This is a genomic window from Pseudomonas sp. RIT778, from assembly GCF_019718735.1.
GTDB classification, from domain to species: Bacteria; Pseudomonadota; Gammaproteobacteria; order Pseudomonadales; family Pseudomonadaceae; genus Aquipseudomonas; species Aquipseudomonas aphyarum.
The window spans coordinates 68,151-94,525 of record NZ_JAIHBA010000033.1; the positions used below are offsets into that span (position 1 = coordinate 68,151).

Below are 26,375 nucleotides of genomic sequence, written 5' to 3' on the forward strand. Positions count from 1 at the left end.
GCCGGTTTTTATTCAATCTTTCAGATCGACCGCTGATTGACCCGCTGCATCAACTCTTCCGCCGATTCCTTGCGCTCGGAATAACGATCCACCAGGTCCGGGCGATCACGCAGCAACAGCGTGAACTTCACCAACTCTTCCATCACGTCCACCACCCGGTCGTACAGCGCCGAAGGTTTCATGCGGTTGCCTTCGTCGAATTCCAGATAAGCCTTGGGCACCGACGACTGATTGGGGATGGTGAACATGCGCATCCAGCGCCCCAGCACGCGCAGTTGATTGACCACGTTGAAGGACTGCGAACCGCCGCAGACCTGCATCACCGCCAGGGTCTTGCCCTGAGTCGGACGCACCGCGCCGAGGGCCAATGGCACCCAGTCGATCTGCGCCTTGAACACCGCCGACATTGCACCGTGACGTTCGGGCGAGCACCAGACCTGGCCTTCTGACCATTGCATCAGCTCGAGCAGTTCCTGGACTTTCGGGTGATCGCCCGGTGCATCGTCCGGCAGCGGGAGACCCGAAGGATTGAAGATTCGCGTCTCGGCTCCGAAGTGTTCCAGCAGGCGGGCGGCTTCTTCGACCAGCAAACGGCTGAAGGAGCGCGGGCGGGTCGAGCCGTACAGCAACAGGATGCGCGGCTTGTGGGCGCCTTCGTCACGCGTGGTTGTTTGAACCAGTGAGGGATCGAGGTTGGGCAGGTCAGTCATGTCGGCTCCGGTTACAGCGTACTGATGCGGTCGAGCTCGCGCTTGAGGGCATCACGGTCAAGTTCGGCGAAGGGCAGGGCGAGAAAGGCCCGGCAGCGGTTTTCGATTTGGGCGAGGGTGGCGCGGAAAGCGGCGTCGATGGTGCGCTCATCGCCGTGCACATCCGACGGATCCTCCAGTCCCCAATGGGCTTTCAGGGCCGGGCCGAAGTACACCGGACAGGTTTCACCGGCGGCCTTGTCGCACACGGTGATGACGATGTCCGGCGGGTTGTCTTCGAAGGCCTCGTTGCCCTTGCTGCTCAACCCGGCGACGGAAATGCCGGCCGCCTGCAACGTGGTCAGGCTGCGCGGCAGCACCTGGCCTTTGGGGAAACTGCCGGCGCTTACGGCGTCGAAACCGGGTGGTGCCAGATGGTTGAACATCGCCTCCGAGAGAATGCTGCGGCAGCTGTTGGCGGTGCACATGAATAGAACGCGCATGATCGTTCCTCAGCAGCAGGCAGATGTGTTGAGCGGGCGATCGCCCATCACCGCCAGCCGCGCGCTGTTTTCTTCCAGCCAGGCGGTGTTGGCGGCGAGCGTGGTTTCAAGCAGCGTGCGAATCCATGCCGGCAAATCAGGGTTGAGCCGGTAATAAACCCACTGGCCCTGACGGCGATCCAGCAACAGACCGCAGGTGCGCAGCTGCGCGAGATGGCGGGAGATTTTCGGCTGACTGTCGTCCAGCGCGCAGACCAGCTCGCAGACACACAACTCACCTTCACGGGTGATCAGCAGCGTGGCCCGGACGCGGGTTTCGTCGGCGAGGCATTTGAAAACGGAGGCGGGGTTGAGCATGTGGATGTCTTCAGTACATATGGTTGTCCGAATATACGGATGTCCATATGTATTGGGCAAGTCTTGAGTTTGATGAAGTGGCAGCTCTCGACCGAAGGTGTGTTTAACGCAGGCGCCTCAACGCTTGCTGAACGCCAACCGCGCGGCAAACAGTACGAAAATCATCCCGGTGGTGCGATCCATCCAGCGAACCACCTTCTCGCGCCGAAGGAACCCGGACAGCGGCTGCGTCGCCCCAATCAACACCAGCGACCAGATCAGCCCGAGCACCACATGAATGCTCACCAGCCCGAATGTCCACGGCACCAGCGGCTGACCTTGCGGAATGAACTGCGGCAGAAACGACACGTAGAAAATCCCGATCTTCGGATTCAGCACATTCCCCAACATGCCCTTGAAAAACCAGTTCGCCCCCGGCTTGCCGTCGGCCTCGGCCGGTGACAGCGAGCGGCGAGGGCGCAGCAGCATGTTCAACCCCAGCCACGCCAGATACGCCGCGCCGCAATACTTCAACAGGTTGTAGGCCAGCTCCGACACCGCAATCAACGCCCCCAACCCAAACGCCACCGCCGCGCCCCACAACAGACAACCGGCATTGATCCCCAACGCCGCACGCAACGCCTGCTGCTTGCCTTCAACGGTGGCGGTGCGCAGCACCAGCGCGGTGTCGAGGCCGGGTGTCAGGGTCAGCAACGTGGCGGCGAGGGTGAAGGCGAGAAGGTTGTCGGCGATGGACATGGTGCGTGGGTTCCCTGTTCTGGATGGGGGAACGGTAGCGGTTTCAGGCGGGGGGATCCAGCAGGGAGATCAGGCGCGGTTCGATGCGGTCGGGTTGTATCTCGAGGATCGCCAGCGTGACCGGCAACTTGAAACGCCGAGGGCCGGCACTGCCGGGATTCACGTAGAGACGCTCACCGCGCCATTCGATGCGGGGTTTGTGGGAGTGGCCGGTGATGATGAGCCTGATGCCCGGATCGAGATCGGCGGGAACGTCGGCGATGTCGTGAACGAGGAGTGCTGCCCAGCCGTTGAGGGAGAAGGTCAGGAGGTCGGGGAGGTTTTCGGCCCATGGGCTGTTGAGATCGTTGTTGCCGCGCACGGCGTGGACGGGGGCGATTTTGGCCAGTTGGGTGAGAATGTCCGGGTTGCCGATGTCGCCGGCGTGGATGATCTGGTCACAGCCCTGGAGCGCGGTGAGGGCTTCGGGGCGGAGGAGGTTGTGGGTGTCGGAGATCAGGGCGGTTTTCATGGATATCTCCGATGATGTTTTGAAAGACGAATTGTTGGTTCGGTTATATATGAAGCCATTTAACGGTATCAAATAATTTGAACCGCTTCAGGGCGCTCTCGCCTAATGATCAGCTTGTGGAAAATTTCATAGGCAATGTGCCAATACCGGCACTTCGTGAGGTGGTCGACGTGGCTAAAGAAGAAAAGAAAAATAAAGGTGAGTCCTCGAAAAATGCCAAGGAATTGAAAGACAAAAAATCGTCCCCGGCGAAAAAGTCAGCGGCGGCCTCGGCTCTTGCCAAATCGCCCGAAAAGAAAGACAAGAAAAAAGATGCCGAACAAAAAAAATCTGCGAAAAAATCTGATAGCAAGTCAACCAAGGCTAAAAAATCAGAAAAAGCAGAAAAACCGGCGAACAAGAAAAAGTGATATCAGCTAGGGCTACTGGCCCTAGCGTCCTCCGTCTGTATCCAATCGCTATTACCTCTCGCAGCAATTGCCGATTACTGGCGCGCTTCCGCTATTTGCAAGAATCTCAGCCTCTACTCATGCAGAGTGCATGCTTTTATTTGGCCATCATCCTGCACAAACCGTTGATGTTTAATGACATTTAGAATTTGAAGTGCTGGCACAAAATATGCGATGTCTGTTTGGAATGACGCGAGAATTGCCGACTTGGATCGGCGAACAATAATCCGTGATAGAGGCCTCAAATGAACGCCATCGACCTTCTGAAAACTGACCACGAAAAAGTTAAAGGCATTCTGAATCAACTCAGTGAATCCACCGATCGCGCATTAAAAAAACGTGCGGAGTTGCTGGACAAGCTTGAACTGGAAATCACCATTCATACCCAGCTCGAGGAGCAGATTCTGTATCCGGCTTTCAAGGAAGCAGGCGGTAAGGAACAGGATGAGATGTACTACGAGGCGAAAGAAGAACACCGCACGGTAGATTCATTGGTATTGCCAGACCTGAAGTCCACCGATCCTTCTACACCCGAGTTCGCCGGTCGCGTGAAGGTGGTCAAGGAGCTTCTGGAACACCATATCGAGGAAGAGGAAACCGAGATGTTTCCCCAAGCCAAAAAGCTGCTGGGCAATGCCAAGCTCGAAGAGTTGGGCAAGGAAATGGAAGTGATGAAGGCTTCACTGAAGAAAAGTCTCAGCGGGTCGAATATGGCGGCCTGAACAAATAGATAGATGGACCTGCGGAGCAAGCAAAAGCCCGGCTTAATGCCGGGCTTTTCATTTGGCTACGCCTGGCACATCCATGTTTATCTTGCGCCAACACGCTTCAGAGAAACTGTAAACCGAGAAGGCAATCAGCCCCAGAGCCATCACCATCAAGACAAGCCATCCAGCGGGTAGATTCTGGAGTGCGTCCAGCGCTTCCTTCATGCCGGGTGGGTCCATGGCTTGATAAGCGGAACCGCTGACTGCCAGCAGCAAAGCGATTTCCATAAACACGACTCCGCGGGCGATCAGGCCGAATCGTGACACTGGACGGACGTAACGCATGACCTCGTCGTCGGCCTCAAAATACTTTTCGAACGAAGCCTTCCATCCCTTGATGATGTGAGCCACTCCAACGCCCAGTGGTATGAGCGCGATCAGATACAACAATAAATTCGAGTGTTCCCACGACAGAAGATGCGCCAGCCAGTCTTTGGTCTGCTCTCCTGAATGGCTCGAGCTTCGGGTGCCGCTCACGAGCAGGCCCAATGCGAAAAACGCCAGAGCACCGTTGACCAAACCTCCTGCAAACAGGCCTGCACGAATCACCAGCCCCTTGAGTTGCACGCCGTGATGATCGACATCGCGTACGGCTTGCAGGACACGCCAAGCCGAAAATGCAAGCAGACCCGCGACCACAAGTCCCACCAGAAAATAGCCGAACGGTTGGCTCAGCAAGGCCTCCAGGCTCTTGTGACTGTCCTTTGGTTTTGTCGAGTCATGGGCTGCCATCAAGGCAAATATACCGATGATCAAATAGAGCATTCCGCGGGAGGCGTATCCACCCCGAGCGAGTATTACTAGGTTGCGCTGCGCGGACATTGGATTTGCTTCCGAGAGGTCATAAAAGAGCAGACCGTCCTTTCTGGAGGGGGTTCTATTACAAGTCGTAGATGATCGCGCAACCTGTGGTCCCAACGGCGATGTGAGGTGTGGTTGCGGGCTGAACGATCCTGACCCATCATTTAGATTCATATTGATGCAGTGGTGCAGATGGACAAGCAACTGGCTGGCTATTCGATTGTGTTGACCATCATTTGGGTTTCAGCAGTTATCGCTGTCGTGTATTGGATGTCGAATTGAGGGTATTGGGTGGCGATGTGGAAGGCTTGGTGTTGGGCGAGAAAATTCAGCGAGAGGCGGATCGGCTACTGGCGCAGATTGTCCGGGCAGATTCGATGATCATTGCTGTCAAGGCAGGGGCGCGAGCGGATGGCTTCGTGCTGGGACTGGAAACCGGCGGGGCGTTGCGTGCCGGCGATGCCGAGCGGCTGTACATCATTTTTGAAGCCGCACTGGTGGAGCGTCTGAAGTCCTTGTCGCGAGGCTGATCAGATCAGGTCACTGGATCGAAATTCATGAACAGTCATCTGCTTGAACTATAAGCTGACCACTCAGTCGGGATAGGTGCCGATTACTATTCTGAGGGTGTCATCCATGCGCAATTACACGATCACGTACCTGTTCAACGACCAACCCCGTACCCATCAGCTCGAACTGAAGCAGCCTGAGTTGGCCATTCAGGACGCGGCCATACACTTGTTGCAGTTACATTTCGGGGATGGCGAGAACAGCCTGATCATGCCTGATGCAGACTCCACACCCGAGGAGATTATCAAGCAGGCGAGTCTGGTCGGAATCACCCGAATCGAAGTGGCGGACGCCCAAGGCGAGTAGGGCGATCCACTTCGACTGAGCGGATGTTCCTACAAAGCCGGAAGAGAAAAGGGGACTGATTTATTTTCTGAGAAATAAATCAGTCCCCTTTTTTATGTAACTTTTGCTCAAGCGTGCTTTCAATTGCGGTAACCAGTATTCAGGTGGCGGTGGCTCATTGTTGATTGCACTTGTTGCGGAGCAGTCGCTGTGTGGCGCCCAGACGCGAGGTGTTGGGAGCGCAACGGCCTCGCGCATGGCAATGGAAGCCTCTGGCCATACAGCCTCATAAGTGAAGTGGTTCAACAACAGCGGAATTCCGTCAGCTGTCACTGAGGGGTGCCATGTTCTGCTAACAATCTGACAAGGGGTGCGTGCCTCAAAAATGGCATACGCAGAACATTCTTCGTCGTCAGGTGCAGCAATCCATAGAAGTCGATCTCCAGAAACCAGGCGCTCACGTCCGGTAATCATGCCGTTAGTAGCTGTTTGATCACGATTTAGGTAGGGAACTGGATCCTCGGAACTACCAGGGTCATCGTCGCTGAAGCCGGCGACTTGACTTGATGTGTGGGCAGCAGAAATCTCTAGGATGTCTCCCTCAGAATGCACCTGCCACAAATCGAGTATCTCAGCGCGACCAGATATAAGCTGTGCGGTATCAGCGAAGCAAATCAGCGCGAAAATCTGCCCCTCTTTGAGCGCCAAGCTTAAGCGGTCGTCTTCGACTAAGAGATGCGGCTTCTTATTCTTCCAACTTCCAATACCAGCGATGTCGATTAAGGCAAAACGAACAGCCTCGATCGCCTGATGGACGTCAACTTGAAAAAATTCGCGAGCCTCATCAAAGCGATGCTTTTCCAAATTTTTGTGAATTCTAGTTTCTAAGTCACGCGGACGAGATGTTGCAGCGCGAAACGCCACTTCAAAGCCAGTTGGGACACCCGTTGTATATAGCTTTTTTGCCCTGTCTTCAGGAAGGCTTTCTGTAAAACCAATCTTTACTAGGCCTGGCATCCCGCGATTCGTGAGAACGTAGACGAAGCCCACGCTGTGTGTTTGAGCCATCATGTTTATTCTGTCCGGTGATGTAGATCTGTAAGGTGGCTTGAATACATCGGTCAATAAGGTTCTATGTTCTCTCAGTCTTCTTACAGCAAGAAGGATACGGGAGAACAAAATATTGCCTCAACTACTACTGTTCGGATTGACCGGTTTTGGCCGAAAGCTGCCAGTCACCCAAGCAGCTTCGGTCAGCACTCATTCCCTCTGTCGCTCCGAACTAGCCGGTCGCCACAAAGGGCAAACGCTTAGCTCTTCACCTCAACATGATCCAAAGCCTGATTCACCGCCAATTCACTCAACATCACCAACTGCGCAATCCCGATCGCGGTCTTGCGATGAGCAGGCTCCAGCGTGGCAGCAAAGTTATTGAGCATCTCGCTCGCCGATCCCAATGATTCACTGGCGTTGGCTAGCAGGGATTCAGTGTCGTACGCCGGGTTAGCCAGGTACATGGGGTCGTGTTTGTGGTGGCTACCCATGATCCGTTGCTGCGGTGTGAGGTAGTGATCGAGCGCGCGTTCGGCGGCTTCGTTGAGGGTTCGGGAATCGGGGAATTTGTAGGGCGAAACCGGATCGGTTTCCGGAGGATTCGGTGTTGGTTTGATCATGGTGAAACTCCTAATTATTGATAAGGAGCCTTCACCCTCGCTACCAAACGAAGGGTGGCGGCCAATACGCGGGTTGGTAGACCGGTAACTAGGAACCCGGCGCACTCGAAAGTGCCCTGCGCATGGCCACCATCAAGTACAGACCTGCGGAGGTCTGCGAATGGCGCGCTATGCGACTAGTTAACTCGGGCTACCAAACCCCATCACTGTTTTCCAGTGACCCGGAAACGATAAAACCCGCGTCCCAGACGCACAAGCCGGCGGATTCTGGCGTAGTCGTAGGCAATGACGCAAGGCGTTGTAGCCTTGAGGAAGTAACGCTGAGTGTCCTTAAACAGCAAAGGCCGAAACCCTTAAACAACCTCCGATGGCTCCTTCAATAACCGTCGTATTGGATCTTTCCCCGGCGCTCTGCTGCCCTAGACTGGCTGCATCCCCAAGCCCTCCGGAAAGGACACCACCACCGTGCACGACTTCAACTGGCAACCCGTTCTGTCCGGCAGCACATTAAAGCTCCGACCGCTGACCGACAGTGATTTCGAGAACATGTTTCTGGCCGCGAGTGATCCAGGCATCTGGGCCGGTCATCCCGCCAATGATCGCCATGAACGGCCAGTATTTGAGGCGTATTTCGCCGCTCGATTGGCCACCGCCAAAGCGCTCACCATCATCGATAGCGAGTCCGGGCAGATTGTCGGGATGTCGAGCTACTACGTACCGCCCGACCTGCCGGAGAGTATCGCCATCGGGTACACCTTTCTGGTGCGGGCGAAGTGGGGCGGTGATGCCAATCGCGAGTTGAAGGATCTGATGCTGGCGCATGCTTTCAAGGTGTATGACACGGTCTATTTCCATATCGCGCCGACAAACATTCGCTCACAAAAAGCTGCGCTGAAGATCGGTGCGACGCACTTGTATGACGCCGAGTTGAAGCTCTCCGCTGTACCCGCCTGGTGCCAGTGTTACGGACTCACGAGGGCTCAATGGGCCGGGTCAACCGATTGAATCCATGGCAGCCATAACGCTCATTCAGCCCTTATAGAGCAGCGCATCCACCACAACCCCAAACGCCGACGACTGCTCCCGGCGATTCGGATAGTAAAGATGGTAGCCCGCAAAGGGTTGGCACCAATCCTCAAGCACCCGCACCAGACTGCCGTCAGCCATTTCCCCGGCAACCATGTCTTCCGGCAGAAATCCCAAACCGCATCCGGCCACCGCCGCGCGCAGGATCGGCACACTGCTGTTGAACGTCCATTGCCCCTCGACCCGGGCCTTCAGTTCGCGGCCGTCCTTTTCAAAATCCCATTGCATCAGGCTGCCGTGGGTGGGCAGGCGCAGGTTGATGCAGTTGTGCGCAGCCAGATCGCCCGGCGTCATGGGAATTGGTCGGTCTTTGAAGTACTGCGGCGAGCCCACGACGGCGATGCGCAACGATGGGCCGATGGGTACGGCGATCATGTCTTTGGCCACCTGTTCACCCAGGCGAACACCGGCGTCAAAGCGCTGTGCAACGATGTCGGTGAGGGCGTAGTCGACGATGATCTCGACCTTGATGTCGGGGTAGTCAGGCAACACCTTCGACAGCTTGGGCCAGAGAATATTGTTCGCCGCATGTTCGGACGCCGAGATCCGCACATTGCCGGCCGGGGTGTCGCGAAACTCGCTGACCGCGGCCAGTTCCAGTTCGATTTCATCGAAGCGTGGCGCCATCGATTGATACAGGCGTTGACCTGCTTCGGTCGGCGAAACGCTGCGGGTGGTTCGCGTCAGCAGGCGCACGCCCAGCCGTGTTTCCAGCGTGCGCATGGTGTGGCTCAGCGCCGATTGCGAGACGCCCAGTTGTGCGGCCGCGCGGGTGAAGCTGCCTTCGCGGGCGATGACCACGAAGGCTTGCAGATCGTTGAGATTGGCGCGGGACATTGATGAGAACCTCTCATGAGGGGCGCGGGATTGATCCATGAAAGCAGGTTGCGCACGGATGCGCGACCCCCACAGAGTTCATTACAAGGTACGGGCGTAAAACCCGCTCAGCTTGCCGATGGCGGCGTCTACATAGCGCGGCACCCAATAGGTTTCGATGTGGGTGGCGCCCTCGAGGATGAACACTTCCTTGTCCGTGGTGCCAGTGGCTTTGGGGAAGGCGTCCTGAGTCATGTACAGGCTGTCGGCCTTGCTGCCGGCGATCATCAGCAACGGTTGATTGAACAGCTCGATCTGGTGGGTGGCGTCAAAACGCATCAGATCGAGGAGGCTGCTGGTGGTGTATTTGAAGGTCGAGTTCGGGTGCGCGTGGGTCTTCCAGTAATACTCGTAGCCCTGTCGATAGAGTTCGAACGGCAATTTGGCGATCTGCTCATCCGTCAGGTTGGCATCACCGGAATACAACACCGCGCCACCGGCGGCTTCCTGCGCGCGGGCCGCCGATGCCTGTTGCAGACGTTGCTGAATGCTGTCCATCTGCGAGTCGTTGTAGCCGTTGCGGCGCACCCGGCCCGAGTTGAACATGCTGACGGTCGCCAGCGATTTGAAGCGCTTGTCGGTTTGTGCCGCCGCCAGCGAATAACCGCCACCGCCACAGATGCCGAGCAGGCCCAGGCGTTTGTTATCGACGCCGGCAAACTGGCTGATGAAGTCGGCCATGCCGTGGATGTCTTCGATGCGATACGCGGGTTTATCGATGCTGCGCGGCTGACCACCGCTGGCGCCCTGATACGCCGCGTCGGCGGTGATGGTGATGTAGCCCTGTTCAGCCAGGCGCTGGGCGTACAAACCGGCGACTTGCTCTTTAACGCCGCCATTCGGGTGCGCGACGACCACGGTCGGGTAGGTTCTTTTCGCGTCGTAGTTGGCCGGGGTGTAAACGTTGGCGGCGATGTCCAGTCCATTGAGCTTGTAGCTGACCGGATGAATGTTGACCTTGCCCGGTTCGTTCTTGGTGATCGCGCCGTCATAGGCGAGGGTGAACGGGTTCTTTTTGTAGTCGGCGGCCAGGGATTCGCCGGCAGAGAGGCCGACCAATGCCGACATGAACGTGGCTTTGAGAGTGTTTTTCACGTGGAGCTCCTGAGCAATCAAAAGGGCGGCAGTCGAAAGAGGGGAGCGGGTCAGTCCAGCTGTTTTTCTTTGAGGAATTGCGCCACCAGATCGGCGATCTGCACGTTGTTCAGATCCGACATGGGGAAGTGGGTATTGCCGTGGATACCGATCTCCGGCAGGTGAATCAGGCGTACATCGCCGCCGTGCCGATTGACCGCGTCACGCCAAAGCCGGGCCATCATCAGGCGGGCGCGCCAGCTGTCCTGAGCAGGCAGGTCGACGGCCTGTTCGGGGATGTTGTCGCCGTAGAGGATCAGAATCGGGATACGCGTCAGCGCCATGAATTGCTCGATTGGCACGGCTGCGCCTTGCACCGTGTCGAACGCGCTGGGAATCGGCGCCGGCACTTCACCTTCGGCAAACACAAAGCTGCTGCCAGGCTCGAACGCCACGATGGCCTTGACCTTGTCGTTCTTGATCGCCGTCAACCAGCCCGGTCCGCCACCCTGGGAATGGGTGAACAAGATGCCCGGGCCGATTCGATCAAAAACGGCTGATACACCATCGGAGACCACGCCCATGTCGAAAGGCCCGGTGTTCGGCGTCATCGCACGAAAAAATTGCTCGCGGCTCTGCGCGTCCCGCGCCACTTGTACGCCGTTGAAGTAGTTCGGCCACAGGCCAATGCGGAACTGGTTGAACCACAGTTGCTCGTCCGGCACAGGCTTGATGGTCGTCTCGACACTGCTGCGACCCGCATCACCGCGACGAGGCTGATCAATCAGATAGACACCGTAGTGGCGGCGCAGAAACAGGTTCTGAAACCCCTCGCGGCCATCGGCGGTGGTTTCCCAGGTCTTGGAAAACTGACCGGCGCCGTGCCACATGACGATGGGCAGTTTTCGTGCATCGACCGGGATCTGGTAGAACGCGTAGGCGTGGTCGCCGTGGTAGGTCTGGCCGTCGGGCGTCAGCGGTTTGCGCGGATTGAAGGTGCCCGGTGCGGTGGTCATGGTTCCGCCAGCGGCGAAGCTGCCTTGTTTCTGAATCACTAACGGGCTTTCGGGCTGGTTCGCGCAGGCGCTCAACAGGCTTAACAGAGTGAGAACCGGCAGGGTTTTGGCAGGCATCATGTCATTTCACCGAAGCCGCGAGGGCTTGGGTCAGCGCCGTGTTGGCCCGTTCGACGGTCTGTGCATCGCTGTGCTTTTTCAATTGCTCGGTGACTTGGCGCAACTGCGTTGCGCTGAGCCCCACGCGCAGACTCGCCAGCATGTGCGAGCGCAATTGCGGTTCCACGCCCGGAGTCGCCGCCAGCGCGCCGACGGTCGCCAGTTCACGGCTTTGCCAGTCGAGGTTGTCACGCTCGAAGATGTCGCCGAACAGGTGGGTTTGCAGGAACCGGTTGATCACCGGAGCAAACTCGAACACCGGGCCTTTGACCAGGGCGCCGGAAATCTTCGTTTGATTGGCGGTGCCAGCTTTAAGCAGTTCTTCGCCGGTTGGAATTGCCCGGCTTGGCTCACGTCCCGGCGCATCCTCGATGCCGCGTTGCTTGCGCGCTTGGACGACGGACATCAACTCATTCAACGCATTGAGGCTGCGCGGGAAGCCGACGTAGGCGTAGAGCTGCACGAGAATTTCCCGTGCTTCGCTGACGGTCAGACCCGCGTCGAGCCCCTGGTTGAGCGCCACGTTGAGATTGGGCATGTCGCTGGTCGCCATGAACGCGGCGATCAGGGGAATGGCTTGCTGTTTTTTCGACAGTGTGTCGATGCTGGCTTGTGTGCTGGAAATGTCTTGCGGTGTCGCTGGATCGTATTGCGCCTGCGAGACTTGCTCGGCCCAGGTGACCGTCTTGCCGTCCTCGGCTTCAGCAATCGCAATGTGCGTCATGCCGGTGCTCGCTGTGGCGCCATGCCAGTGACGGGTGAGCGGGGGGATCCAGACAATGTCGCCCGGGCGGATTTCCTGACGCGGCCCGCCTTCTTGCTGCACGTAGCCAACCCCGGCCGTGATGATCAGCGTCTGCCCCAACGGATGGGTATGCCACGCGGTGCGTGCGCCAGGCTCGAAGGTCACCGTGCCGCCACCGACACGTGCCGGCAGCTCGCCCTTGAACAGGCCGTCCACGCGCACTGTGCCGGTGAAGTTTTCGGGTGCGCCCTGGATAGAAGGTTGGGCGCCTTTCGGGGTAATGCGTATTTCACTGGCGGCTGGGGCTTCTGCGCTGATGAGCGATAAGGCAACGAATGGTGCGATCAAACGGTTCATCGGCCGACCCGCCCCTTGAGCGCTTCGGGATAGCGCTCGCCTTCGATGTGGATCTGCGCCAGTGCCGTATCAATCGCCTTGAGTTCGCTCGTGTCGAGCGTGATGTCAGCGCCACCGAGGTTTTCTTCCAGACGATGCAGTTTGGTTGTGCCGGGAATCGGCACAATCCACGGTGCCTGCGCGAGCAGCCAGGCCAATGCGATTTGCGCCGGTGTTGCTTGTTTCTGCGCGGCGATCTGCCGGATCAACACCACCAGCCCCTGATTGGCCTGCAACGCTGACTGGCTGAAGCGCGGGACGATGCTGCGAAAGTCGTCACTGCCGTAAGTGGTTTCGGCAGACACGGTGCCAGTGAGGAAACCCTTGCCCAGCGGACTGAACGGCACGAAGCCGATGCCCAGCTCCCAAAGCGTCGGCAGAATTTCCTGCTCCGGCTCGCGCCACCACAACGAATATTCGCTTTGCAGCGCCGTGACCGGTTGCACCGCATGGGCGCGTCGGATGGTTTGCGCACCGGCCTCCGACAGGCCGAAGTGTTTGACCTTGCCTTCGCCAATCAGCGCTTTCACCACACCGGCCACGTCCTCGATCGGCACGTCCGGATCGACCCGGTGCTGGTAGAGCAAATCGATGTAATCGGTCTTCAACCGACGCAACGAACCCTCGACGGCGATCCGGATGTGCTCGGGGCGGCTGTTGAGGATCTGCTGTTTATTGTCGTCGCCGAAGGTAAAGCCGAACTTGGTGGCGATGACCACTTGATCGCGGACCGGCGCCAGCGCTTCGCCCACCACTTGTTCATTCAGGTAAGGGCCATAGACCTCGGCGGTATCGAAGAACGTCACACCTTGATCAACCGCTGAGCGGATCACGGAAATGGTTTGTCGAGTATCGGTGGCGGGGCCGTAGCCATGGCTCAAACCCATGCAGCCAAAGCCCAGGGCCGAGACTTCGAGTGAACTGTTGCCGAGTGTGCGCTTATGCATTCTGATCTCCCGTCGTTTGGCGTTGGGAGAACAGTAAGCGAGCGCGGGAGAGGGGACTAGACGGGTAAATCGGCAAGGGTTTATGAGTTGCGCTCATCAATCCGACAGGACCGGTGAGCGCCAGGTGATTTCAGCGGCTCACGAGGTTTTCTCGAGCCCATTGCTCCGCGCTGGTCACTTGAATGGATTGCTGTTCGTTGAACGTGCCAGCTTTCGGCCAGGCCACGCCTCTGCCTTGTGCGAACACGGCGCGATACTTTTTGATGTGGTGGGTGGGATCTTTTTCAAGTTCCTGGATCAGGTGCTCAACAGTCCAGACGTTGCGTTTGAACGGACGTTCAAGCACCCGTTCAAGGATGCTCGCCACTTGTCCGTAGGTCACGGTGTCGCCGGAAAGGTAGACGATCTGATTGCGAAAACGAGGTTCGAAGAAGACGATTTCGGCGGTCAACCTGCCGATGTCTTGCGGTGTGGTGAGCGTCACGCTGTTGTCGAGACTGCCGAGGGCGTTCACGGCGTCGTTTTCGAAGTCCACCACCTCAAACACCGGCTCGAACAGGAAGCTGGTGAACATGCCCGTCGAGATGATGACCCACTCGGTTTTATCCTGGGCGCGGAGCAATTCGCGCACATCGAGTTGAGCATCAAACAAATCCTGAGGACTGCCTCGCCCGATGACCTCGAAATCCACGCCAAACTGCCAGGGAAAGTAGCGCTTCACACCGGCCTTGAGCGCTGCGGTGGCAAGCTTCATCGGCGTTTCCCGACCCGCCACCATGCCTGCGCAGCCGATGACGGTATCGAATCGGGCGAAGACTTCAGCCAGCTGATCGATCGAATCACTCACCAGGTCGGCGGCGACCATTTGGATCCCCAGACTCCGCAGCTCATCGATTTCTGCCTTTTTCTCCGGCATCTGGGTGCTGATGGTCGAGGACCGAAGGAGGACACTTACTGTAGAGCCCGGGGCGCGTTTTGCCACATTTGCGAGATTGCGCAAAACCGGCAGGCCGAGTTCGCCGGCACCGAGTACGAGAATCGATTGGGGGGAAGGCTGTGTTGTTTCGGTCATGATGTCTCCTGAAACCTGCTGTCTGTAAGATGGGCAGATATTTGCACCATTCGACAGCACCAGTAAGAAGGCACACGTGTGATACCGGGAGGAGAAATGACCGACCACGAGACTCTTGGCCAGGCAGAGAGGATCTGCCAGACGCTCAGAGACGATGATGATGGAGTGCGGCGAGAAGTCCTCACGCATGCCGGCAGTCGCTGGTCGTTGGGCATCCTGCACGCCTTGGGTGTGTACGGCACGATGCGCCATGCTGAGATCAAGCGACAGATGAGGGGCGTGACTCAGCGCATGTTGACCAAGACGCTGCGCTCACTGGAGCGTGATGGTCTTCTGATTCGGCGGGAGTTCGGTGAAATTCCGCCGCGTGTCGAATACGAGCTGACGCCACTGGGCATGGGGCTTTTGGTCCGTATGTCGCCTGTGTGGACGTGGGTGGTCGAAAACGTCGACGACATTCGCAAGGCACGTCGTGCTTTCGACACTCAGGTTGACCAAAAACCTTCTTGGCAAGTCCCCACGCCCATGGCAGTGGATTCAGAGGTGCCTTAGTGAATCGGCACGGGCGCGTTGCTTCAGAGAAAAGGGGACATCAGTCCCCTTTTTGATTTTTTGCCATTTTCTGTCTTGGCATTGAGCACTCGGGTCAGCCTTTACAAAACTAGCTAAGCAAGTTAGCTATATGCTAGTGTCGCTCGCCTCGAACCGAATCCCTCGATCTCCGAACAAGACCTGCGCATGTCATCACCCACATCTCCGCCCAATCCCGCCGAAGATCCACGCACGCTGCAGATCGCCAGCGATGCCGTGGGCCAGCAGTTGCAACAGATCGCCATCCTGACCCGTGCTGCGGCCGGCCAGTTGGGCGTGATGCTGGGCATCAATCAGACCGACGTGGCGGCGCTGGAGCATCTGATTACCGACGGTCCGTTGCCGCCGACCGAGCTTGCTTCGCGTCTGTCCGTGACCACGGCGGGCATCACCCAGGTCATCGACCGGCTGGAGCGTGCCGGGCACGTGGTGCGCGAGCGACAGCTCAACGACAAGCGCCGGGTACTGGTGTGCCCGGTGCCGGAGTCGGTGGCACAGGCCTATCGGCATATCGCGCCGATGCTCAATGGGTTGAGCGCGGTGCTGGGTGCGCTGGACGAGCGGGATCGTGCAGTCATCGAGACCTTTCTGGGCCGGGTGATCGAGGTCTACCGCAACACGTTGCCGGGCAGCACGACAGCCACGTCTGAAACGCAGGACGCAGAATGAAGCCACAGAAAATACTCGTCACCGGTGCAAGTATCGCCGGCCCCGCGTTGGCGTATTGGCTGTCGCGTCAGGGTATGGACGTCACGGTGGTCGAGCGGGCGCCGGCGTTTCGTGATGGCGGGCAAACTATCGATGTGCGCGGCGCCGGGCGTGAAGTGGTGCGGCGCATGGGGCTGGAGGAGCTGATTCGTGCGAACACGACGCACGAGCAGGGTATCGCTTTCGTTGACCGGGACAACCAGACCAAGGCGTTCATCGGGGTCGATGCGTTTGACGGTGACGGGCCGATTGCGGAACTGGAGATCCTGCGCGGTGAGCTCGCCAAGCTGTTGATCCAGCACAGCGAGGACCGGGTCACGTACCGGTTCGGTGACAGCATCGAAAGCATCGAGGACGATGGCGAGCAGGTTCACGTGCGTTTCGAGCAGGGCGGGGAGCAGGTTTACGATCTGGTGATCGTGGCCGAAGGGATGGGTTCGACGACCCGCAATCAGGTGTTCGGCGATGAAGTGAAGCGGCGCCCGCTCGATCTCTACACGGCTTATTTCACCGTGCCTCGACAGCCGAGCGACGGCCAGGTGATGCGCTGGCACAACTTGCCGGGCGGTCGCTGCGTTTGTTTGCGTCCTGACAACCTCGGCACCACGCGCGCGTTTTTGTCTTTTCAGCAGGCGCCGAGCGGATACGAAAAGCTTGCGCAGGACGAACAGAAATCCTTGCTCAAAAAACTGTTTGCCGACGCGGGTTGGGAGACGCCTCGCGTGCTCGCCGCGCTGGATGACACGACTGACCTTTATCTGGAAGCGGTGGGTCAGGTCAAAATGCCCCATTGGTCCAAGGGGCGCATCGCGCTGCTCGGGGACGCGGCGTATTGTGCGTCGCCCATCAGCGGCATGGGCACCAGCCTGGGACTGTGCGGCGCCTACGTGTTGGCCGGAGAACTCGGGCGCCACGCTGATCACCGTCAGGCCTTCGCCGCTTATGAAGCGCTGATGCGTCCATTCGTGGCTCAGGCGCAAAGCGTGCCCAAGTTCGCCCCGAGACTGGCGTCGCCGCATTCGCGTCTGGGCATTGCACTCGGCCATGCCGTGCTGCGGATGGCTACTGCGCCGGGGCTCAAGAAACTGTTCGGCAAAATCCTTTCGCCGAAAGCCGACGCCATCGTCCTGCCTGACTACGACGACTCACCGCGGGCATAAACCTCACAACTCGATCGCCCACGTCTGACTCACCAGCTCCTTGCCGAAGCTGTGAATCGGCTCTTCCTCGACCAGCTCAAACCCCGCCCGCTGATACAACCGGCGGGCATCCACCAGATTGCTGGTGGTCCACAGAATCATCTTTTTGTAGCCGACATCACGGGCAAACCGCAGGCATTCCTCGACCAGCCGATTGCCGATTCCCAGGCCCCGCGCGCTGGCATCCACGTAGAGCATGCGCAGTTTCGCGGTGGTTTCGTCGTGACGGATGACGAACACCGAACCCACCACCTTGCCGTCCTTCTCCGCAATCCAGCAGCGCTCGCCGGTGGGGTCGAATTCGCGCAGGTATTTGGCGACAACCTCTGCCACGAGCGCTTCGAACTCTGAATTCCAGCCGTACTCACGGCTGTAGATCGCCGTCTGCTGATGCACCACCAGGCCCATGTCACCGGGTTGCGGATCGCGCAGCAGATAGGTCGTCGGTTGGCCACCTTCGAGCAAGGTTTGAATCTGCTTCATCGAGGCGATCAGTTGCAGTTGCTGCGGTTCGGCCAGGCGTTCGAGCAGGGTGATGACCTCTTGCCGCGAGGCTTGCTCCAGCGGCGCGAGGATCTCGCGGCCGAGGTCGGTGATGTGCAATTGACTGGCGCGGGCGTCGGTGGCGGAGGGGACTTTCTGGATCAGGCCCTTTTTGTCGAAACCGCTGATGAGGCGGCTCATGTAGCCCGCGTCGAGGCCGAGCATCTGGCGCAGGTCGGCGCTGGTCAGGTCGCCGCCGGAAGCGAGTTCGTAGAGGATGCGCAGTTCTGTCAGCGAGTAATCGCTTTGCAGCAGATGCTCCTGCAACACGCCGATCTGATGGGTGTAGAAGCGGTTGAATTGCCGAACGATGTCGGCGCGGTCGGTGATTGCGGACATGGTGGGATGCTCAAATGATTGCCTTAGGCAACTATATAGTTGCCTAAGGCAATCAAGTCAAATGAATGATTTCCTGATCCCGAACGCAAAGTCCTCCGGATCGAACCGCTCAGTCGTGTCCATTTGTATGTTTCTGAGCCTCACCGTTTCCAGGTGTGTGGCGTAGAGCGATTCGGAAAAACAGGTGATCAACAGGGTGCGCCGGCGTGCGCCGCTGGCGTTCAGGCTACCGGCGTGGATCAGGTCGGCATCGAAGATCAGGATGTCGCCCGCGCTGCCCGTCAGTTGCACGGATCGGGACTCGTCAGTGGAGTCGAACGGGGGCTCGCTCAGAGCAGGGCGATGGCTGCCGGGAACGATGCGGGTTGCACCGTTTTCCGGGCCGTAATCGTCGAGGTACACCAGCGCGTTGACGGTGTCGCCGGGGCGTTGCGCCGACAAGTCGCGGTGCAACTGTTGGTGGCCGCCATTGGCGAGCGGTTCGCGGCCCTCGACCTGAGAGAGGAAGAAGCGCTCGCCGATCAACTCGCCCACCACCGCCAGCAATTGTGGCAATCGGCACACGGCCTGAACGGTCGGGTCAGTGTCCAGCTGCGAATGGCGCCAGTCGATGCCACGGGGCACGGGCCATTCGTTTGAGGGTTTGATGCCGGTATCGAAAGCGAGGCGAAGGGCGGGCAGCCACGTGTTCGGAACCGCTCCAAAGAGCAGTGTGTAGCCTTTGTCATGGAGTAGTTCGCGGCTCGTCATGGCTTCATCAGTCTCCCTTTTTACAATCAGGACGAGTATTGCCGATCGTGATCATGCCGACGCGAACCTCGGTATCGCTGCCGTAACCCCAAGACAATCGGTCTCCGTAACTCACCAGATCGTAGATCTCGCTTTCGCCAAGTAACTGACCATCGCGATTATCGTACAAACGGAAAAAGGCAGGAGACTCCCAGCTGACAAACCACTGAGTTTCGAAGGCGTCGTCCGGCGGTGCTTGAGGGTGAAGGAAGTTGGGCAGTAGCCAGAAAGGTCTGAACGTTTGCACCCTGAAGCAGCCATCAGGGCTGATATCAGCGGCATAGGCTGGCTTCGCCAACGCCTTCTCCCACCACTCGGAAACACTCCACAGCCCGACACAAAACAATAGCCCGGCAAGGACGATCTTCAGCCGCCGAGAAAAGGGCGAACGCCGACTATCTGAGCGCGTAGACATACGCATCCATTGCCGTCCCGTCATCCAGCGTGACCTTGGTCAACACCCGCTGATACTCCGCCCCTTCAAACTCATCCAGCGCCGCCCAGTGCAGGTGGAAATTCTCGGAGGAGAAGACGTAGCCTTCGATCACATCGCCATCCTCGGCAATCACCAGCCCGGGAAAGCCCATCGCCGCGCCCCATCCGGCCTGCGACAGGCGCCCCTTCAGCGAAGCGGCCTGCCACGTGCCGCCGATGTTCAGCATTACATGCTCATTTGGCCGGCCAGGGCCCAGGGTTCCATAAACGAAGAGACGTTCCACGATTGCTCCTGCCAGTCAAAAAAGGGAGGGATCCTGACGTATCAACGATGTGCAGGCAACACCGCGATCAGTTCTGCACCGACCGACTCAGAAACCCGTCGATCAACGCCACCACCTGTTGCTGGATCACCTCACGCGAACGCGCGCCGCCGTCCGCGCAAATGATGCCGTCGCCGGGCGAATCCTCTTCGAGCAGTGCCACGGCGCCGGGCTTGCACAAGGACATGAAGCTGAAATGGCTGGCGTCGCTGATCTCGACATACTGCGAGGTAGCCGAAGGCAGGCGCGTGGCGAGATTCGCCGATTCCAGTTGGGCGGGAAGGTCTTCGGACGGCACGCCCGCGCCGATCACCAGTGTCGGAACCGGCAGCGCGGCGAGGCTGGCGTCGGTCATCCCGCGTGACAGGCCCAGGTCCAGTGACACGATGGCGCGGACGCGTTTGTCGCTCAAGTCTGAGCTGATCTGGCTCTTCGCATCCGGCGTGTCGGCGACGCTGATCGTCTTGTAAACCGAGCAACTGGCGAGTTTTTGATGGGCTGCGCAGTCCTCGGCAAAGCGCTCGGGGTCGAAGCGTGTGCCGGCGATTTCCAGAGCGGTCCAGCCGCCAAGCGAATGGCCGGCGACTGCAATTCGGCCCTTCGAGACTGCGCCAAATTGCTCCGGTTGAGCGGTGACCGCATCGATCACACGGCTGATGTCGGCAGGCCGTTGCCACAACTGTGCAGCGGCTTTCGGACTGCGGTCATGCGTCGTGGTGCCAGGGTGATTGACCGCCGCGACGATGTAACCCTGACGGGCCAGCGCGCTGGCCAGCCACGCCTGATTGCTCCAGTTACCCCTGAACCCGTGCGAGAGCACCAGCAATGGATGATCGCCGGCTGTTGGCGGCGCCTCGCGCACCGCCGAAGTCCCGACGAACACTGCGTCGTCGGCAATCAATTGCGCGGGCGCGGTGGTCTTGGCGGGATACCAGACAACCATGTCCAGCGGGCGCTCGTTGTGCGCGTCCGCCAGCGTGGCGGAGCGGAAACCGATGGGGTTTTCGTCAGCGTTTGCACTGGCTGAAAGGCAGATCAGAAACAACAGGCCAAAAACGTTTTTCATTGTTTTTATCTTCCTTGATCAAATCGGGCAAACGGGACGTTCGCCCAGACGTTCTACCAGTCTTATGGCGCTCTCTCCATACCTGTAAAAAAAACTGACTAGAATCCACAGACACCCATTCATTCAAGGAACGGCCGATGTCCGGTTTACGCACATTGATTGCGACCACGACCTGTATTGCGCTGCTGAGCAGTTCGTTGACAGCGCTGGCCGATCCGGGCAACGGAAAGGGGCAGGGCAAAGGCAATCCGCATAACACCCAGGATCATGGCAATCAGGGGAAAAAAGGCGGGGGCGGCTATCAGGGGCATGGCCCGAGTATCGACCACGCCGGAGTGATCGGGATTGTGGACGGCTATCGCGGCTACTGGACCCCGGGCCCGGCGCTGCCGCCCGGCATCCAGAAGAACCTGGCGCGGGGCAAGCCGCTGCCGCCAGGGATTGCGAAGAAGCTCGATGGTCGACTGGTCGGCAGGCTGCCGCACTACGACGGCTACGAATGGCAGCAGGTCGGCACCGATCTGATCCTGGTCGCGCTGGCCACCGGGCTGATATATGAAGTGCTCAATGGCGCCTTCGATTGAATCATCCGCGCAGCGGACGACTCGATGAACTGATCATTTGAAGGCGCTGCGCAGTTCCTCAATCACCTCTTCAACAGAGCGCCCCTGAATCGCCGGCGGTGTGGGGTTCTCGGCAAATTCTCGCCAAACGAACAGCGTCAGCTCTGCGCCATCGGTCGATGGCAAGGGATTCTCGGCGTAGGCAAAAGATTCGAGCAGGCGATAGCGGGAGTCTCTCCAGAACAAGTCTTCGACCCAGTCATAGACCGGAATGAAATGGAAGTGGAAAGGTAGACCCGGCTCATGGCCGAAGCGACCGATATAAAGACGCTTGGGCTTCAGATGATGCTCAATGATCTGCTGGGTTCTTGCGAGCAGCCCTCCGAGCTCCGCCAATGCCTCTGTCGACAGCTCGGCCAGTGAATTGGTTTTGATCCTGGTTCCCAGCATCAGATAGCCGGGAAGTGCACTGGCCAGATGGTGGTTGACGATCCAGTGCTCGGTTTCATGAAGAATGAAGTGCGGGGCAACTTCCATGTGCCATTGGTCCTGGGGCAAGCGGTGCGCCAGCGTAGCAAAAGTGCAGGTCTTTCAGCTGAAGACAGAAAAATAGATCTGTCCCCTTTCTAGTCCCGACTTTGATGCGGCGTTGCTATCTCTTCTTAAGAAAGTGCTCGCAGTGACGATAACTACCGCAGTCCTGAAATAGGTAAAACCGCTCAAGGTTCAAGGAAAAAGATTCATGGTCACTGAAGGATCCGGGCGCTCACGGATGACATCCGCTTCGGGCGTGCAGTACTTTACAAAACAACTTCCGTTTCTGGCATTGGCCAGCCTGCTGGTCGCAGGCTGTTCCAGCCATGAACCGACTCGGTTCCCGGTCGCGCCCGATCAATGCCTGATTGCAGGCCCGGTCAACAGCACCGAGTACGACAGGTGCGTAAAAGATCGGGAGATCAGAAAAGCGGAAGCGCTTGAACAGCTTCTCGATAACGACGCGGTAAGGATGCAAGCACGCACCGATATCCAAAGTAAGTTCCAGGAATCTGATTTTCCAGCTACGCCTCTTCCCGGGACTTTCGCCGTAGTGGACTCCATCTCGGCAACTGAAAAACAGGCGTTGCCATTCAAAGCCCGAATCACCTGGAAATATTCCTCCCCGACTCACGCGCCGGGATATCGGGTCGGCAAGCGCATGGCCGAAATGGAGAAGCTGATACTGCCGGCCTTACAGGATAAAGGCCTGGCCAAATGGATATGCACGGTGACGGGAGGAGGGCAACGTGAATGGATCTTCTACACACAAAGCGACGAAGCATTCATTGCCAGGACACAGGCAGTTCTGGCGCAGACCGGTCCATACCCGATCGAACTGACGGCGAAAAAAGAAGCGGTGTCGGGAACTGAGCTACAGAGCGCTGAAAATCTGACTCAAGACATCCGCATGACCCCCAAGAAATGCGTGGAATAACCCGCATGAAAAAGCCCGGCGGTTAAGGCCGGGCTTTTGTCGAGTACTGCGGTAAAACCCTGCATTCAGACGTTACGACGTTCGATCAGACGGTCAGAGCCACCTTCGGCAACCGCATCGCTGAACAGCGGATCAGTTTCGGTCGCGGCCACTGCATCGCTGAACAGCGGATCAGTTCCGGTCGCGGCCACTGCATCGCTGAACAGCGGATCGGTTTCGGTCGCGGCAACGGCATCGCTGAACAGTGGATCAGTCTGGGTCGCAGCAGCAACGGCATCACTGAACAGTGGATCAGTCTGAGTCGCAGAGGCAACAGCATCGCTGAACAGTGGATCGGTTTCAGTCGCCGCAAAAGCATTCAGGGCGAAGAGCGAGAAGGCGATACCGAGGAGGGTTTGGCGTTTCATGGTTCTGTACTCCGTGTGCAGTGGGTTGGTATGGAGCAGATCCTACGCTTTGGATTCGATATGAGAACTTCATTGAATTAATGGTTGTTATTGATGCAGTCAATGATTGGGCTCGGTCGTCCGAAGTGCTCTGAACTGCTGCGCCAATTCCGGCGGAATCGGCCAGCAAGGGAGTGATGAACCCCGTCGGCGCTTCACACCTGAAAAAAACGCTCAGGACGGCATGCGCTCAAGTCACGGGAGGCTTGGTCATGGATCAACTCTTCACTGACCAGGCGCCCCACAATGGCTGCCAGAGTCACGCCCGGGTGTATCGTGCAAACGTACACTCCGTCGATTCCTGGCAGATAACCGATGATGGGCGTGCCATCCGCCGCAATGGGCCTGAGCCCGATACAAGCCTGTTCTGGCTCGATGGAAATGATCCCGGCCAACTCGTTCTGAATCGCCACTGCGGTTCTTCGTGCGATGGCCTCCGGGCGATTCTCCAGCGTATCGTCCAGATAATCTTCTGCCGCCAGCAAGATTCCTTCCGGACCTTGTCTGACTTCCATTTCCGGGCTGGAGATAAGGGTGTTCACCCGATCGGGTTGCATTCTGTAGCGGATAAAAATGGCCGGCGAGGCCTCGATGGGAAGGGGCAGGTTTAGAGTCTCGGTCAGTTGTGTGATGCCGGTCCCCGCGGCGAGTACGACCACATCGGCCTCAATGGTGCCCGATGCAGTCTGGATGCCGGTCACGGCGGTTTTGTGGGTGGTGAGGCCGAGCACTTGAGTCTGCTCAAGAATGTGTGCCCCATGAGCCTGAGCCCCGGCGATCAACACGTGGGTAGCTTGTACAGCGTCCAGCGCACCTTGGGTTGCATCGTAAACAGCCTGCTGGGGAGGGTTTTTTAGGTGGGGCTCAATGTCGAGTACCTGTGGGCGAGAGAGCAGGGGTGTTGCCGGTCGCCGATCGGTGCCGGGTGGATACGTCAGGGCGCCTGTCCAGCGTATCTTCAAATCCGGCAGCTCTGTTTCGAGCCGGTGATATTCCCTGATCGCCGCAGCGCGCAGTTGCGCAACGGGATCGGGCCCACTGTGCGACGTGTTGATCCACGCAAACGAACGCCCGGTAACGCCGCTCGCGATCTCTGCGGCATCGACCACGGTGACCTTCGCGCCTTTGCCGGCCAGGTGATAAGCAATCGACGCGCCGACGATGCCGGCACCGATCACAACAACTCGCTTGCCATTCACTGTGCAATAAACCTGCGAATCGCTTGAGTGGTTTCCACTGGCGCTTCCTCCATCAGCCAATGCCCCGCGCCGGCGATCACCAGTTCGGTGACGTTGTCGGCGGCATTGCGCATCACGATGGCTTCGTTGTTGCCGAAGGATTTTTCGCCGCCGACCGCCAGTACCGGCATTTTCAGTTTGGTTTTTATCGACGTTTCGTTGTCCACCGCGTCCTGGCGGATCGCGCGGAACTGGGCGAACGCCGCGTGCATGGCGCCGGGCCGGGCGTAGAGTTTGGCGTAGTGCTGGCGGGTGGCTTCGTCGACTTTTTTCGGGTCGCCGGCGAACTCGTTCCAGAAGCGGTCGAGGTAGATGCGCTCACGCCCGGCCACCAGTCGTTCTGCATCCGGACCGCCGAAGTCGAAGTGCCAGAGCATCGGCGAGCGAACGATTTCGTTCCACGGCGGGATCCCCGGAACGGGCGCGTCCATCACCACCAGGCGATCGGTTTGCTGCGGATACCGCGAGGCGTAGGCGAAGGCGACCATGGTACCGATGTCATGGCCGACCACCACCGAATGCTCGATGCCCAGCGAAGCCAGTACCGCGCGGATATCACCGGCCTGAGTCTTCTTGTCATAGCCATCGGCCGGGATCGACGACAGGCCCATGCCCCGCAAATCCGGCACTACCACGGTGTGATCCTTCGCCAGATCCGCCGCCAGCGGCGCCCACATATCGCCGGTGTCGCCAAAACCGTGCAACAGCACCACCGCCGGGCCTTTGCCGCCAATGCGTGTGTGAATTTTTGCACCGTCCACGGCGATGTCCTGAGTGCGGAACGAAGCGGGGAAGGGCGTCACGTCGGCATGGGCCGGAACACTCAGGGCCAGCAGCAGGGAAGCGGTGAGCAGGGCACGGATCATGGCGTTCACTCCAGAGGGGGTGGCTGGAGCGTAGACGGCTTTGTCCTGTTCCGACGTGCGTTTTCAGCCTGGTTCCGGCGCCGCAGCTTGTTGAACGAAGCGCTCGATCAACCACCGCGCTGCCGGTCCCGGTGGCAGGTCCGAGCGGTAGATGATGCTGAAAGGGTATTTGCCACTGGTGTACTCCGGCAGGTTCAGTGGCACGAGTCGGCCGCTGTCCAGATCTTCCTGGATCATCGGCGTCGGCATGTTGCCCCAGCCAATGCCCTCGCGCAGCAACATGTGCTTGGCGCCCAGATCCGCCAGCCGCCAGGTGCGGTTGCTGAGCACCGCAAACTCCTTGCCCTTGGTCAGTTCCGAGCGATCGGACAGCACCAGTTGCGTGAACTCGCGCCCGGCCCCCGGCGGATTTAGCATGGCCAAGGCCAGCGGATGATTCGGCGCGGCGACGGGGATCAGCTCGACGTTGCCGGCGCCGATTCTTTCAAGACCATCGATGCTTTCATTCATCGGGCCGCTCACGCCGATGACAGCGTTTCGGTTGATTACCCGCTCGGTCACGGCGCCGAGGGCCTCCATGTGCAAGTGCAGGGCGACCGTTGGGAATTCCTCCTGAAAGGCTTTGAGCGCGTCCACGATCCGTTCGGCGGGAAGCATCACGTCGGGTACCACGTGAACCTCGGCTTCGAGCCCCTGAAGCAGGCCTTTGACCTTGGCGCGCAGGCCATGCACGCCGTTGGCGATGGTCCGGGCTTCGGCCAGCACGGTGCGCCCGGCTTCGGTGAGTTGCGGTTTGCGGGTGGTCTGGCGATCAAAAAGTGTCACGCCCAGCTGCATTTCAAGGTTGGCAATCGAATAGCTGATCACCGAAGTGGCCCGGTGAAGCTTGCGCGCAGCTCCTGCAAAACTGCCGATTTCCACGACGGTGAGGAAGACGCGCAATTGATCGAGCGTCGGTGTGCCTGGGTCGGAGATCATGCCGGGTTCCTCGAATCACGATTGAAGTCTTTCGTCAGAGGTAAGCAGCTTATCTATTTTATCGACACTAATGATCTAAATTAGTCGGCTATTCAGATGAGCAGGC

34 protein-coding genes are annotated in these 26,375 nt (G+C 58.6%); 10 read left to right on the forward strand and 24 right to left on the reverse strand.

Annotated features, from left to right (window positions below; genetic code table 11):
• Positions 1-20: 20 nt before the first annotated feature.
• The 5 genes from arsH to K5E37_RS22580 all read right to left on the reverse strand — a co-directional run bounded on the left by arsH (position 21) and on the right by K5E37_RS22580 (position 2,798).
• Positions 21-710 (reverse strand): arsenical resistance protein ArsH, encoded by a 690-nt coding sequence (gene arsH / locus K5E37_RS22560; protein WP_064595868.1) that lies wholly within the window; start codon positions 708-710, stop codon positions 21-23.
• A gap of 11 nt (positions 711-721) precedes the next feature.
• Entirely contained in the window at positions 722-1,192 is a 471-nt protein-coding gene (locus tag K5E37_RS22565; RefSeq protein WP_221535199.1) for an arsenate reductase ArsC, read from the reverse strand.
• 9 nt (positions 1,193-1,201) lie between these two features.
• On the reverse strand, positions 1,202-1,549 hold the full coding sequence (locus K5E37_RS22570; protein ID WP_221535200.1) for a metalloregulator ArsR/SmtB family transcription factor: 348 nt from the start codon (positions 1,547-1,549) through the stop codon (positions 1,202-1,204).
• 117 nt (positions 1,550-1,666) lie between these two features.
• Entirely contained in the window at positions 1,667-2,287 is a 621-nt protein-coding gene (locus tag K5E37_RS22575) for a LysE family translocator (RefSeq protein ID WP_221535201.1), read from the reverse strand.
• Positions 2,288-2,330: 43 nt separating this feature from the next.
• Positions 2,331-2,798: a metallophosphoesterase family protein gene (locus K5E37_RS22580; RefSeq protein ID WP_085604522.1), complete on the reverse strand. Its 468-nt coding sequence runs from the start codon at positions 2,796-2,798 to the stop codon at positions 2,331-2,333.
• Between the two features lie 161 nt (positions 2,799-2,959).
• Here K5E37_RS22580 and K5E37_RS22585 point away from each other — a divergent pair, with 161 nt between their 5' ends.
• Entirely contained in the window at positions 2,960-3,208 is a 249-nt protein-coding gene (locus K5E37_RS22585; protein WP_221535230.1) for a hypothetical protein, read from the forward strand.
• Positions 3,209-3,492: 284 nt separating this feature from the next.
• Positions 3,493-3,969 carry a hemerythrin domain-containing protein gene (locus K5E37_RS22590; RefSeq protein WP_007955324.1) on the forward strand — a complete coding sequence of 159 codons (477 nt, stop codon included), beginning with the start codon at positions 3,493-3,495 and terminating at the stop codon, positions 3,967-3,969.
• A gap of 57 nt (positions 3,970-4,026) precedes the next feature.
• Here K5E37_RS22590 and K5E37_RS22595 read toward each other — a convergent pair whose 3' ends face one another.
• Positions 4,027-4,836, reverse strand: a complete 810-nt coding sequence (locus tag K5E37_RS22595) for a DUF1206 domain-containing protein (protein ID WP_085604519.1) — start codon at positions 4,834-4,836, stop codon at positions 4,027-4,029.
• Between the two features lie 278 nt (positions 4,837-5,114).
• On the opposite strand from K5E37_RS22595, the gene K5E37_RS22600 reads away from it, so the two are divergent.
• Both K5E37_RS22600 and K5E37_RS22605 read left to right on the forward strand, forming a co-directional pair.
• Positions 5,115-5,345 (forward strand): hypothetical protein, encoded by a 231-nt coding sequence (locus K5E37_RS22600; RefSeq protein ID WP_221535231.1) that lies wholly within the window; start codon positions 5,115-5,117, stop codon positions 5,343-5,345.
• Positions 5,346-5,451: 106 nt separating this feature from the next.
• Entirely contained in the window at positions 5,452-5,691 is a 240-nt protein-coding gene (locus tag K5E37_RS22605) for a hypothetical protein (protein ID WP_221535202.1), read from the forward strand.
• Positions 5,692-5,751: 60 nt separating this feature from the next.
• Here K5E37_RS22605 and K5E37_RS22610 read toward each other — a convergent pair whose 3' ends face one another.
• Together K5E37_RS22610 and K5E37_RS22615 are read right to left on the reverse strand one after the other, a co-directional pair.
• Positions 5,752-6,741 carry a GIY-YIG nuclease family protein gene (locus K5E37_RS22610; RefSeq protein WP_260404408.1) on the reverse strand — a complete coding sequence of 330 codons (990 nt, stop codon included), beginning with the start codon at positions 6,739-6,741 and terminating at the stop codon, positions 5,752-5,754.
• Between the two features lie 239 nt (positions 6,742-6,980).
• On the reverse strand, positions 6,981-7,343 hold the full coding sequence (locus K5E37_RS22615; RefSeq protein WP_192564712.1) for a DUF6124 family protein: 363 nt from the start codon (positions 7,341-7,343) through the stop codon (positions 6,981-6,983).
• A gap of 465 nt (positions 7,344-7,808) precedes the next feature.
• Between K5E37_RS22615 and K5E37_RS22620 the strand changes: the two genes are divergently transcribed.
• Positions 7,809-8,348, forward strand: a complete 540-nt coding sequence (locus K5E37_RS22620; RefSeq protein WP_311776192.1) for a GNAT family N-acetyltransferase — start codon at positions 7,809-7,811, stop codon at positions 8,346-8,348.
• A 24-nt stretch (positions 8,349-8,372) separates the two neighbouring features.
• Here K5E37_RS22620 and K5E37_RS22625 read toward each other — a convergent pair whose 3' ends face one another.
• From K5E37_RS22625 to K5E37_RS22650, 6 genes are all read right to left on the reverse strand, one after another.
• Positions 8,373-9,266 (reverse strand): LysR family transcriptional regulator, encoded by an 894-nt coding sequence (locus tag K5E37_RS22625; RefSeq protein ID WP_221535203.1) that lies wholly within the window; start codon positions 9,264-9,266, stop codon positions 8,373-8,375.
• Positions 9,267-9,347: 81 nt separating this feature from the next.
• Positions 9,348-10,400, reverse strand: a complete 1,053-nt coding sequence (locus K5E37_RS22630; RefSeq protein ID WP_221535204.1) for an alpha/beta hydrolase — start codon at positions 10,398-10,400, stop codon at positions 9,348-9,350.
• 50 nt (positions 10,401-10,450) lie between these two features.
• On the reverse strand, positions 10,451-11,395 hold the full coding sequence (locus tag K5E37_RS22635) for an alpha/beta fold hydrolase (protein WP_221535234.1): 945 nt from the start codon (positions 11,393-11,395) through the stop codon (positions 10,451-10,453).
• Positions 11,396-11,516: 121 nt separating this feature from the next.
• A complete protein-coding gene (locus K5E37_RS22640; protein ID WP_221535205.1) occupies positions 11,517-12,656 on the reverse strand; it encodes a carboxymuconolactone decarboxylase family protein in 1,140 nt (379 codons plus the stop codon).
• Positions 12,653-13,642 carry an aldo/keto reductase gene (locus tag K5E37_RS22645; protein WP_221535206.1) on the reverse strand — a complete coding sequence of 330 codons (990 nt, stop codon included), beginning with the start codon at positions 13,640-13,642 and terminating at the stop codon, positions 12,653-12,655. The genes K5E37_RS22640 and K5E37_RS22645 overlap by 4 nt, the downstream gene beginning before the upstream one ends.
• A 130-nt stretch (positions 13,643-13,772) precedes the next feature.
• Complete coding sequence (locus tag K5E37_RS22650; protein WP_221535207.1) at positions 13,773-14,714, reverse strand: aromatic alcohol reductase; 942 nt, start codon at positions 14,712-14,714, stop codon at positions 13,773-13,775.
• A 96-nt stretch (positions 14,715-14,810) separates the two neighbouring features.
• On the opposite strand from K5E37_RS22650, the gene K5E37_RS22655 reads away from it, so the two are divergent.
• The 3 genes from K5E37_RS22655 (at position 14,811) to K5E37_RS22665 (ending at position 17,173) form a co-directional block, all read left to right on the forward strand.
• On the forward strand, positions 14,811-15,266 hold the full coding sequence (locus K5E37_RS22655; RefSeq protein ID WP_221535208.1) for a helix-turn-helix domain-containing protein: 456 nt from the start codon (positions 14,811-14,813) through the stop codon (positions 15,264-15,266).
• Between the two features lie 186 nt (positions 15,267-15,452).
• Entirely contained in the window at positions 15,453-15,974 is a 522-nt protein-coding gene (locus K5E37_RS22660) for a MarR family winged helix-turn-helix transcriptional regulator (protein WP_085604480.1), read from the forward strand.
• Positions 15,971-17,173: an FAD-dependent monooxygenase gene (locus tag K5E37_RS22665; protein ID WP_221535209.1), complete on the forward strand. Its 1,203-nt coding sequence runs from the start codon at positions 15,971-15,973 to the stop codon at positions 17,171-17,173. Before K5E37_RS22660 ends, K5E37_RS22665 begins: the two co-directional genes overlap by 4 nt.
• Before the next feature lie 3 nt (positions 17,174-17,176).
• Here K5E37_RS22665 and K5E37_RS22670 read toward each other — a convergent pair whose 3' ends face one another.
• From K5E37_RS22670 to K5E37_RS22690, 5 genes are all read right to left on the reverse strand, one after another.
• The gene (locus K5E37_RS22670) at positions 17,177-18,094 is read right to left on the reverse strand and encodes a helix-turn-helix domain-containing GNAT family N-acetyltransferase (RefSeq protein ID WP_221535210.1); all 918 of its coding nucleotides are present in this window, start codon (positions 18,092-18,094) and stop codon (positions 17,177-17,179) included.
• A gap of 57 nt (positions 18,095-18,151) precedes the next feature.
• Entirely contained in the window at positions 18,152-18,844 is a 693-nt protein-coding gene (locus tag K5E37_RS22675; RefSeq protein ID WP_221535211.1) for a phytanoyl-CoA dioxygenase family protein, read from the reverse strand.
• Between the two features lie 7 nt (positions 18,845-18,851).
• On the reverse strand, positions 18,852-19,298 hold the full coding sequence (locus K5E37_RS22680; RefSeq protein WP_258713435.1) for a hypothetical protein: 447 nt from the start codon (positions 19,296-19,298) through the stop codon (positions 18,852-18,854).
• Positions 19,279-19,602 carry a gamma-glutamylcyclotransferase gene (locus K5E37_RS22685; RefSeq protein ID WP_085604468.1) on the reverse strand — a complete coding sequence of 108 codons (324 nt, stop codon included), beginning with the start codon at positions 19,600-19,602 and terminating at the stop codon, positions 19,279-19,281. Before K5E37_RS22685 ends, K5E37_RS22680 begins: the two co-directional genes overlap by 20 nt.
• 67 nt (positions 19,603-19,669) lie before the next feature.
• Positions 19,670-20,707 carry an alpha/beta fold hydrolase gene (locus K5E37_RS22690; RefSeq protein WP_221535212.1) on the reverse strand — a complete coding sequence of 346 codons (1,038 nt, stop codon included), beginning with the start codon at positions 20,705-20,707 and terminating at the stop codon, positions 19,670-19,672.
• 137 nt (positions 20,708-20,844) lie between these two features.
• On the opposite strand from K5E37_RS22690, the gene K5E37_RS22695 reads away from it, so the two are divergent.
• Positions 20,845-21,291: an anti-virulence regulator CigR family protein gene (locus K5E37_RS22695; RefSeq protein WP_085604462.1), complete on the forward strand. Its 447-nt coding sequence runs from the start codon at positions 20,845-20,847 to the stop codon at positions 21,289-21,291.
• A 33-nt stretch (positions 21,292-21,324) separates the two neighbouring features.
• On the opposite strand, the gene K5E37_RS22700 is transcribed toward K5E37_RS22695, so the two are convergent.
• Positions 21,325-21,807, reverse strand: a complete 483-nt coding sequence (locus K5E37_RS22700) for an HIT family protein (protein ID WP_221535213.1) — start codon at positions 21,805-21,807, stop codon at positions 21,325-21,327.
• Positions 21,808-22,012: 205 nt separating this feature from the next.
• On the opposite strand from K5E37_RS22700, the gene K5E37_RS22705 reads away from it, so the two are divergent.
• On the forward strand, positions 22,013-22,741 hold the full coding sequence (locus tag K5E37_RS22705) for a DUF695 domain-containing protein (protein ID WP_221535214.1): 729 nt from the start codon (positions 22,013-22,015) through the stop codon (positions 22,739-22,741).
• A 65-nt stretch (positions 22,742-22,806) separates the two neighbouring features.
• Here the strand turns inward: K5E37_RS22705 and K5E37_RS22710 are convergent, their stop codons facing one another.
• The 4 genes from K5E37_RS22710 to K5E37_RS22725 all read right to left on the reverse strand — a co-directional run bounded on the left by K5E37_RS22710 (position 22,807) and on the right by K5E37_RS22725 (position 26,269).
• Complete coding sequence (locus K5E37_RS22710; protein WP_221535215.1) at positions 22,807-23,148, reverse strand: hypothetical protein; 342 nt, start codon at positions 23,146-23,148, stop codon at positions 22,807-22,809.
• A gap of 194 nt (positions 23,149-23,342) precedes the next feature.
• Positions 23,343-24,386 carry an FAD-binding oxidoreductase gene (locus K5E37_RS22715; protein ID WP_221535216.1) on the reverse strand — a complete coding sequence of 348 codons (1,044 nt, stop codon included), beginning with the start codon at positions 24,384-24,386 and terminating at the stop codon, positions 23,343-23,345.
• Positions 24,383-25,291, reverse strand: a complete 909-nt coding sequence (locus K5E37_RS22720) for an alpha/beta fold hydrolase (protein ID WP_221535217.1) — start codon at positions 25,289-25,291, stop codon at positions 24,383-24,385. Before K5E37_RS22720 ends, K5E37_RS22715 begins: the two co-directional genes overlap by 4 nt.
• A 63-nt stretch (positions 25,292-25,354) precedes the next feature.
• Complete coding sequence (locus K5E37_RS22725) at positions 25,355-26,269, reverse strand: LysR family transcriptional regulator (protein WP_221535218.1); 915 nt, start codon at positions 26,267-26,269, stop codon at positions 25,355-25,357.
• Positions 26,270-26,375: the final 106 nt, after the last annotated feature.

Bases quoted from the DNA above. Each gene is read 5' to 3' on its own strand.
- arsH (WP_064595868.1), bottom strand. From the start codon at position 710: ATGACTGACCTGCCCAACCTCGATCCCTCACTGGTTCAAACAACCACG.
- K5E37_RS22565 (WP_221535199.1), bottom strand. From the start codon at position 1,192: ATGCGCGTTCTATTCATGTGCACCGCCAACAGCTGCCGCAGCATTCTC.
- K5E37_RS22570 (WP_221535200.1), bottom strand. From the start codon at position 1,549: ATGCTCAACCCCGCCTCCGTTTTCAAATGCCTCGCCGACGAAACCCGC.
- K5E37_RS22575 (WP_221535201.1), bottom strand. From the start codon at position 2,287: ATGTCCATCGCCGACAACCTTCTCGCCTTCACCCTCGCCGCCACGTTG.
- K5E37_RS22580 (WP_085604522.1), bottom strand. From the start codon at position 2,798: ATGAAAACCGCCCTGATCTCCGACACCCACAACCTCCTCCGCCCCGAA.
- K5E37_RS22590 (WP_007955324.1), top strand. From the start codon at position 3,493: ATGAACGCCATCGACCTTCTGAAAACTGACCACGAAAAAGTTAAAGGC.
- K5E37_RS22595 (WP_085604519.1), bottom strand. From the start codon at position 4,836: ATGTCCGCGCAGCGCAACCTAGTAATACTCGCTCGGGGTGGATACGCC.
- K5E37_RS22605 (WP_221535202.1), top strand. From the start codon at position 5,452: ATGCGCAATTACACGATCACGTACCTGTTCAACGACCAACCCCGTACC.
- K5E37_RS22610 (WP_260404408.1), bottom strand. From the start codon at position 6,741: ATGATGGCTCAAACACACAGCGTGGGCTTCGTCTACGTTCTCACGAAT.
- K5E37_RS22615 (WP_192564712.1), bottom strand. From the start codon at position 7,343: ATGATCAAACCAACACCGAATCCTCCGGAAACCGATCCGGTTTCGCCC.
- K5E37_RS22625 (WP_221535203.1), bottom strand. From the start codon at position 9,266: ATGTCCCGCGCCAATCTCAACGATCTGCAAGCCTTCGTGGTCATCGCC.
- K5E37_RS22635 (WP_221535234.1), bottom strand. From the start codon at position 11,395: ATGACCACCGCACCGGGCACCTTCAATCCGCGCAAACCGCTGACGCCC.
- K5E37_RS22640 (WP_221535205.1), bottom strand. From the start codon at position 12,656: ATGAACCGTTTGATCGCACCATTCGTTGCCTTATCGCTCATCAGCGCA.
- K5E37_RS22645 (WP_221535206.1), bottom strand. From the start codon at position 13,642: ATGCATAAGCGCACACTCGGCAACAGTTCACTCGAAGTCTCGGCCCTG.
- K5E37_RS22650 (WP_221535207.1), bottom strand. From the start codon at position 14,714: ATGACCGAAACAACACAGCCTTCCCCCCAATCGATTCTCGTACTCGGT.
- K5E37_RS22655 (WP_221535208.1), top strand. From the start codon at position 14,811: ATGACCGACCACGAGACTCTTGGCCAGGCAGAGAGGATCTGCCAGACG.
- K5E37_RS22660 (WP_085604480.1), top strand. From the start codon at position 15,453: ATGTCATCACCCACATCTCCGCCCAATCCCGCCGAAGATCCACGCACG.
- K5E37_RS22665 (WP_221535209.1), top strand. From the start codon at position 15,971: ATGAAGCCACAGAAAATACTCGTCACCGGTGCAAGTATCGCCGGCCCC.
- K5E37_RS22670 (WP_221535210.1), bottom strand. From the start codon at position 18,094: ATGTCCGCAATCACCGACCGCGCCGACATCGTTCGGCAATTCAACCGC.
- K5E37_RS22675 (WP_221535211.1), bottom strand. From the start codon at position 18,844: ATGACGAGCCGCGAACTACTCCATGACAAAGGCTACACACTGCTCTTT.
- K5E37_RS22680 (WP_258713435.1), bottom strand. From the start codon at position 19,298: ATGTCTACGCGCTCAGATAGTCGGCGTTCGCCCTTTTCTCGGCGGCTG.
- K5E37_RS22690 (WP_221535212.1), bottom strand. From the start codon at position 20,707: ATGAAAAACGTTTTTGGCCTGTTGTTTCTGATCTGCCTTTCAGCCAGT.
- K5E37_RS22695 (WP_085604462.1), top strand. From the start codon at position 20,845: ATGTCCGGTTTACGCACATTGATTGCGACCACGACCTGTATTGCGCTG.
- K5E37_RS22700 (WP_221535213.1), bottom strand. From the start codon at position 21,807: ATGGAAGTTGCCCCGCACTTCATTCTTCATGAAACCGAGCACTGGATC.
- K5E37_RS22705 (WP_221535214.1), top strand. From the start codon at position 22,013: ATGGTCACTGAAGGATCCGGGCGCTCACGGATGACATCCGCTTCGGGC.
- K5E37_RS22710 (WP_221535215.1), bottom strand. From the start codon at position 23,148: ATGAAACGCCAAACCCTCCTCGGTATCGCCTTCTCGCTCTTCGCCCTG.
- K5E37_RS22720 (WP_221535217.1), bottom strand. From the start codon at position 25,291: ATGATCCGTGCCCTGCTCACCGCTTCCCTGCTGCTGGCCCTGAGTGTT.
- K5E37_RS22725 (WP_221535218.1), bottom strand. From the start codon at position 26,269: ATGATCTCCGACCCAGGCACACCGACGCTCGATCAATTGCGCGTCTTC.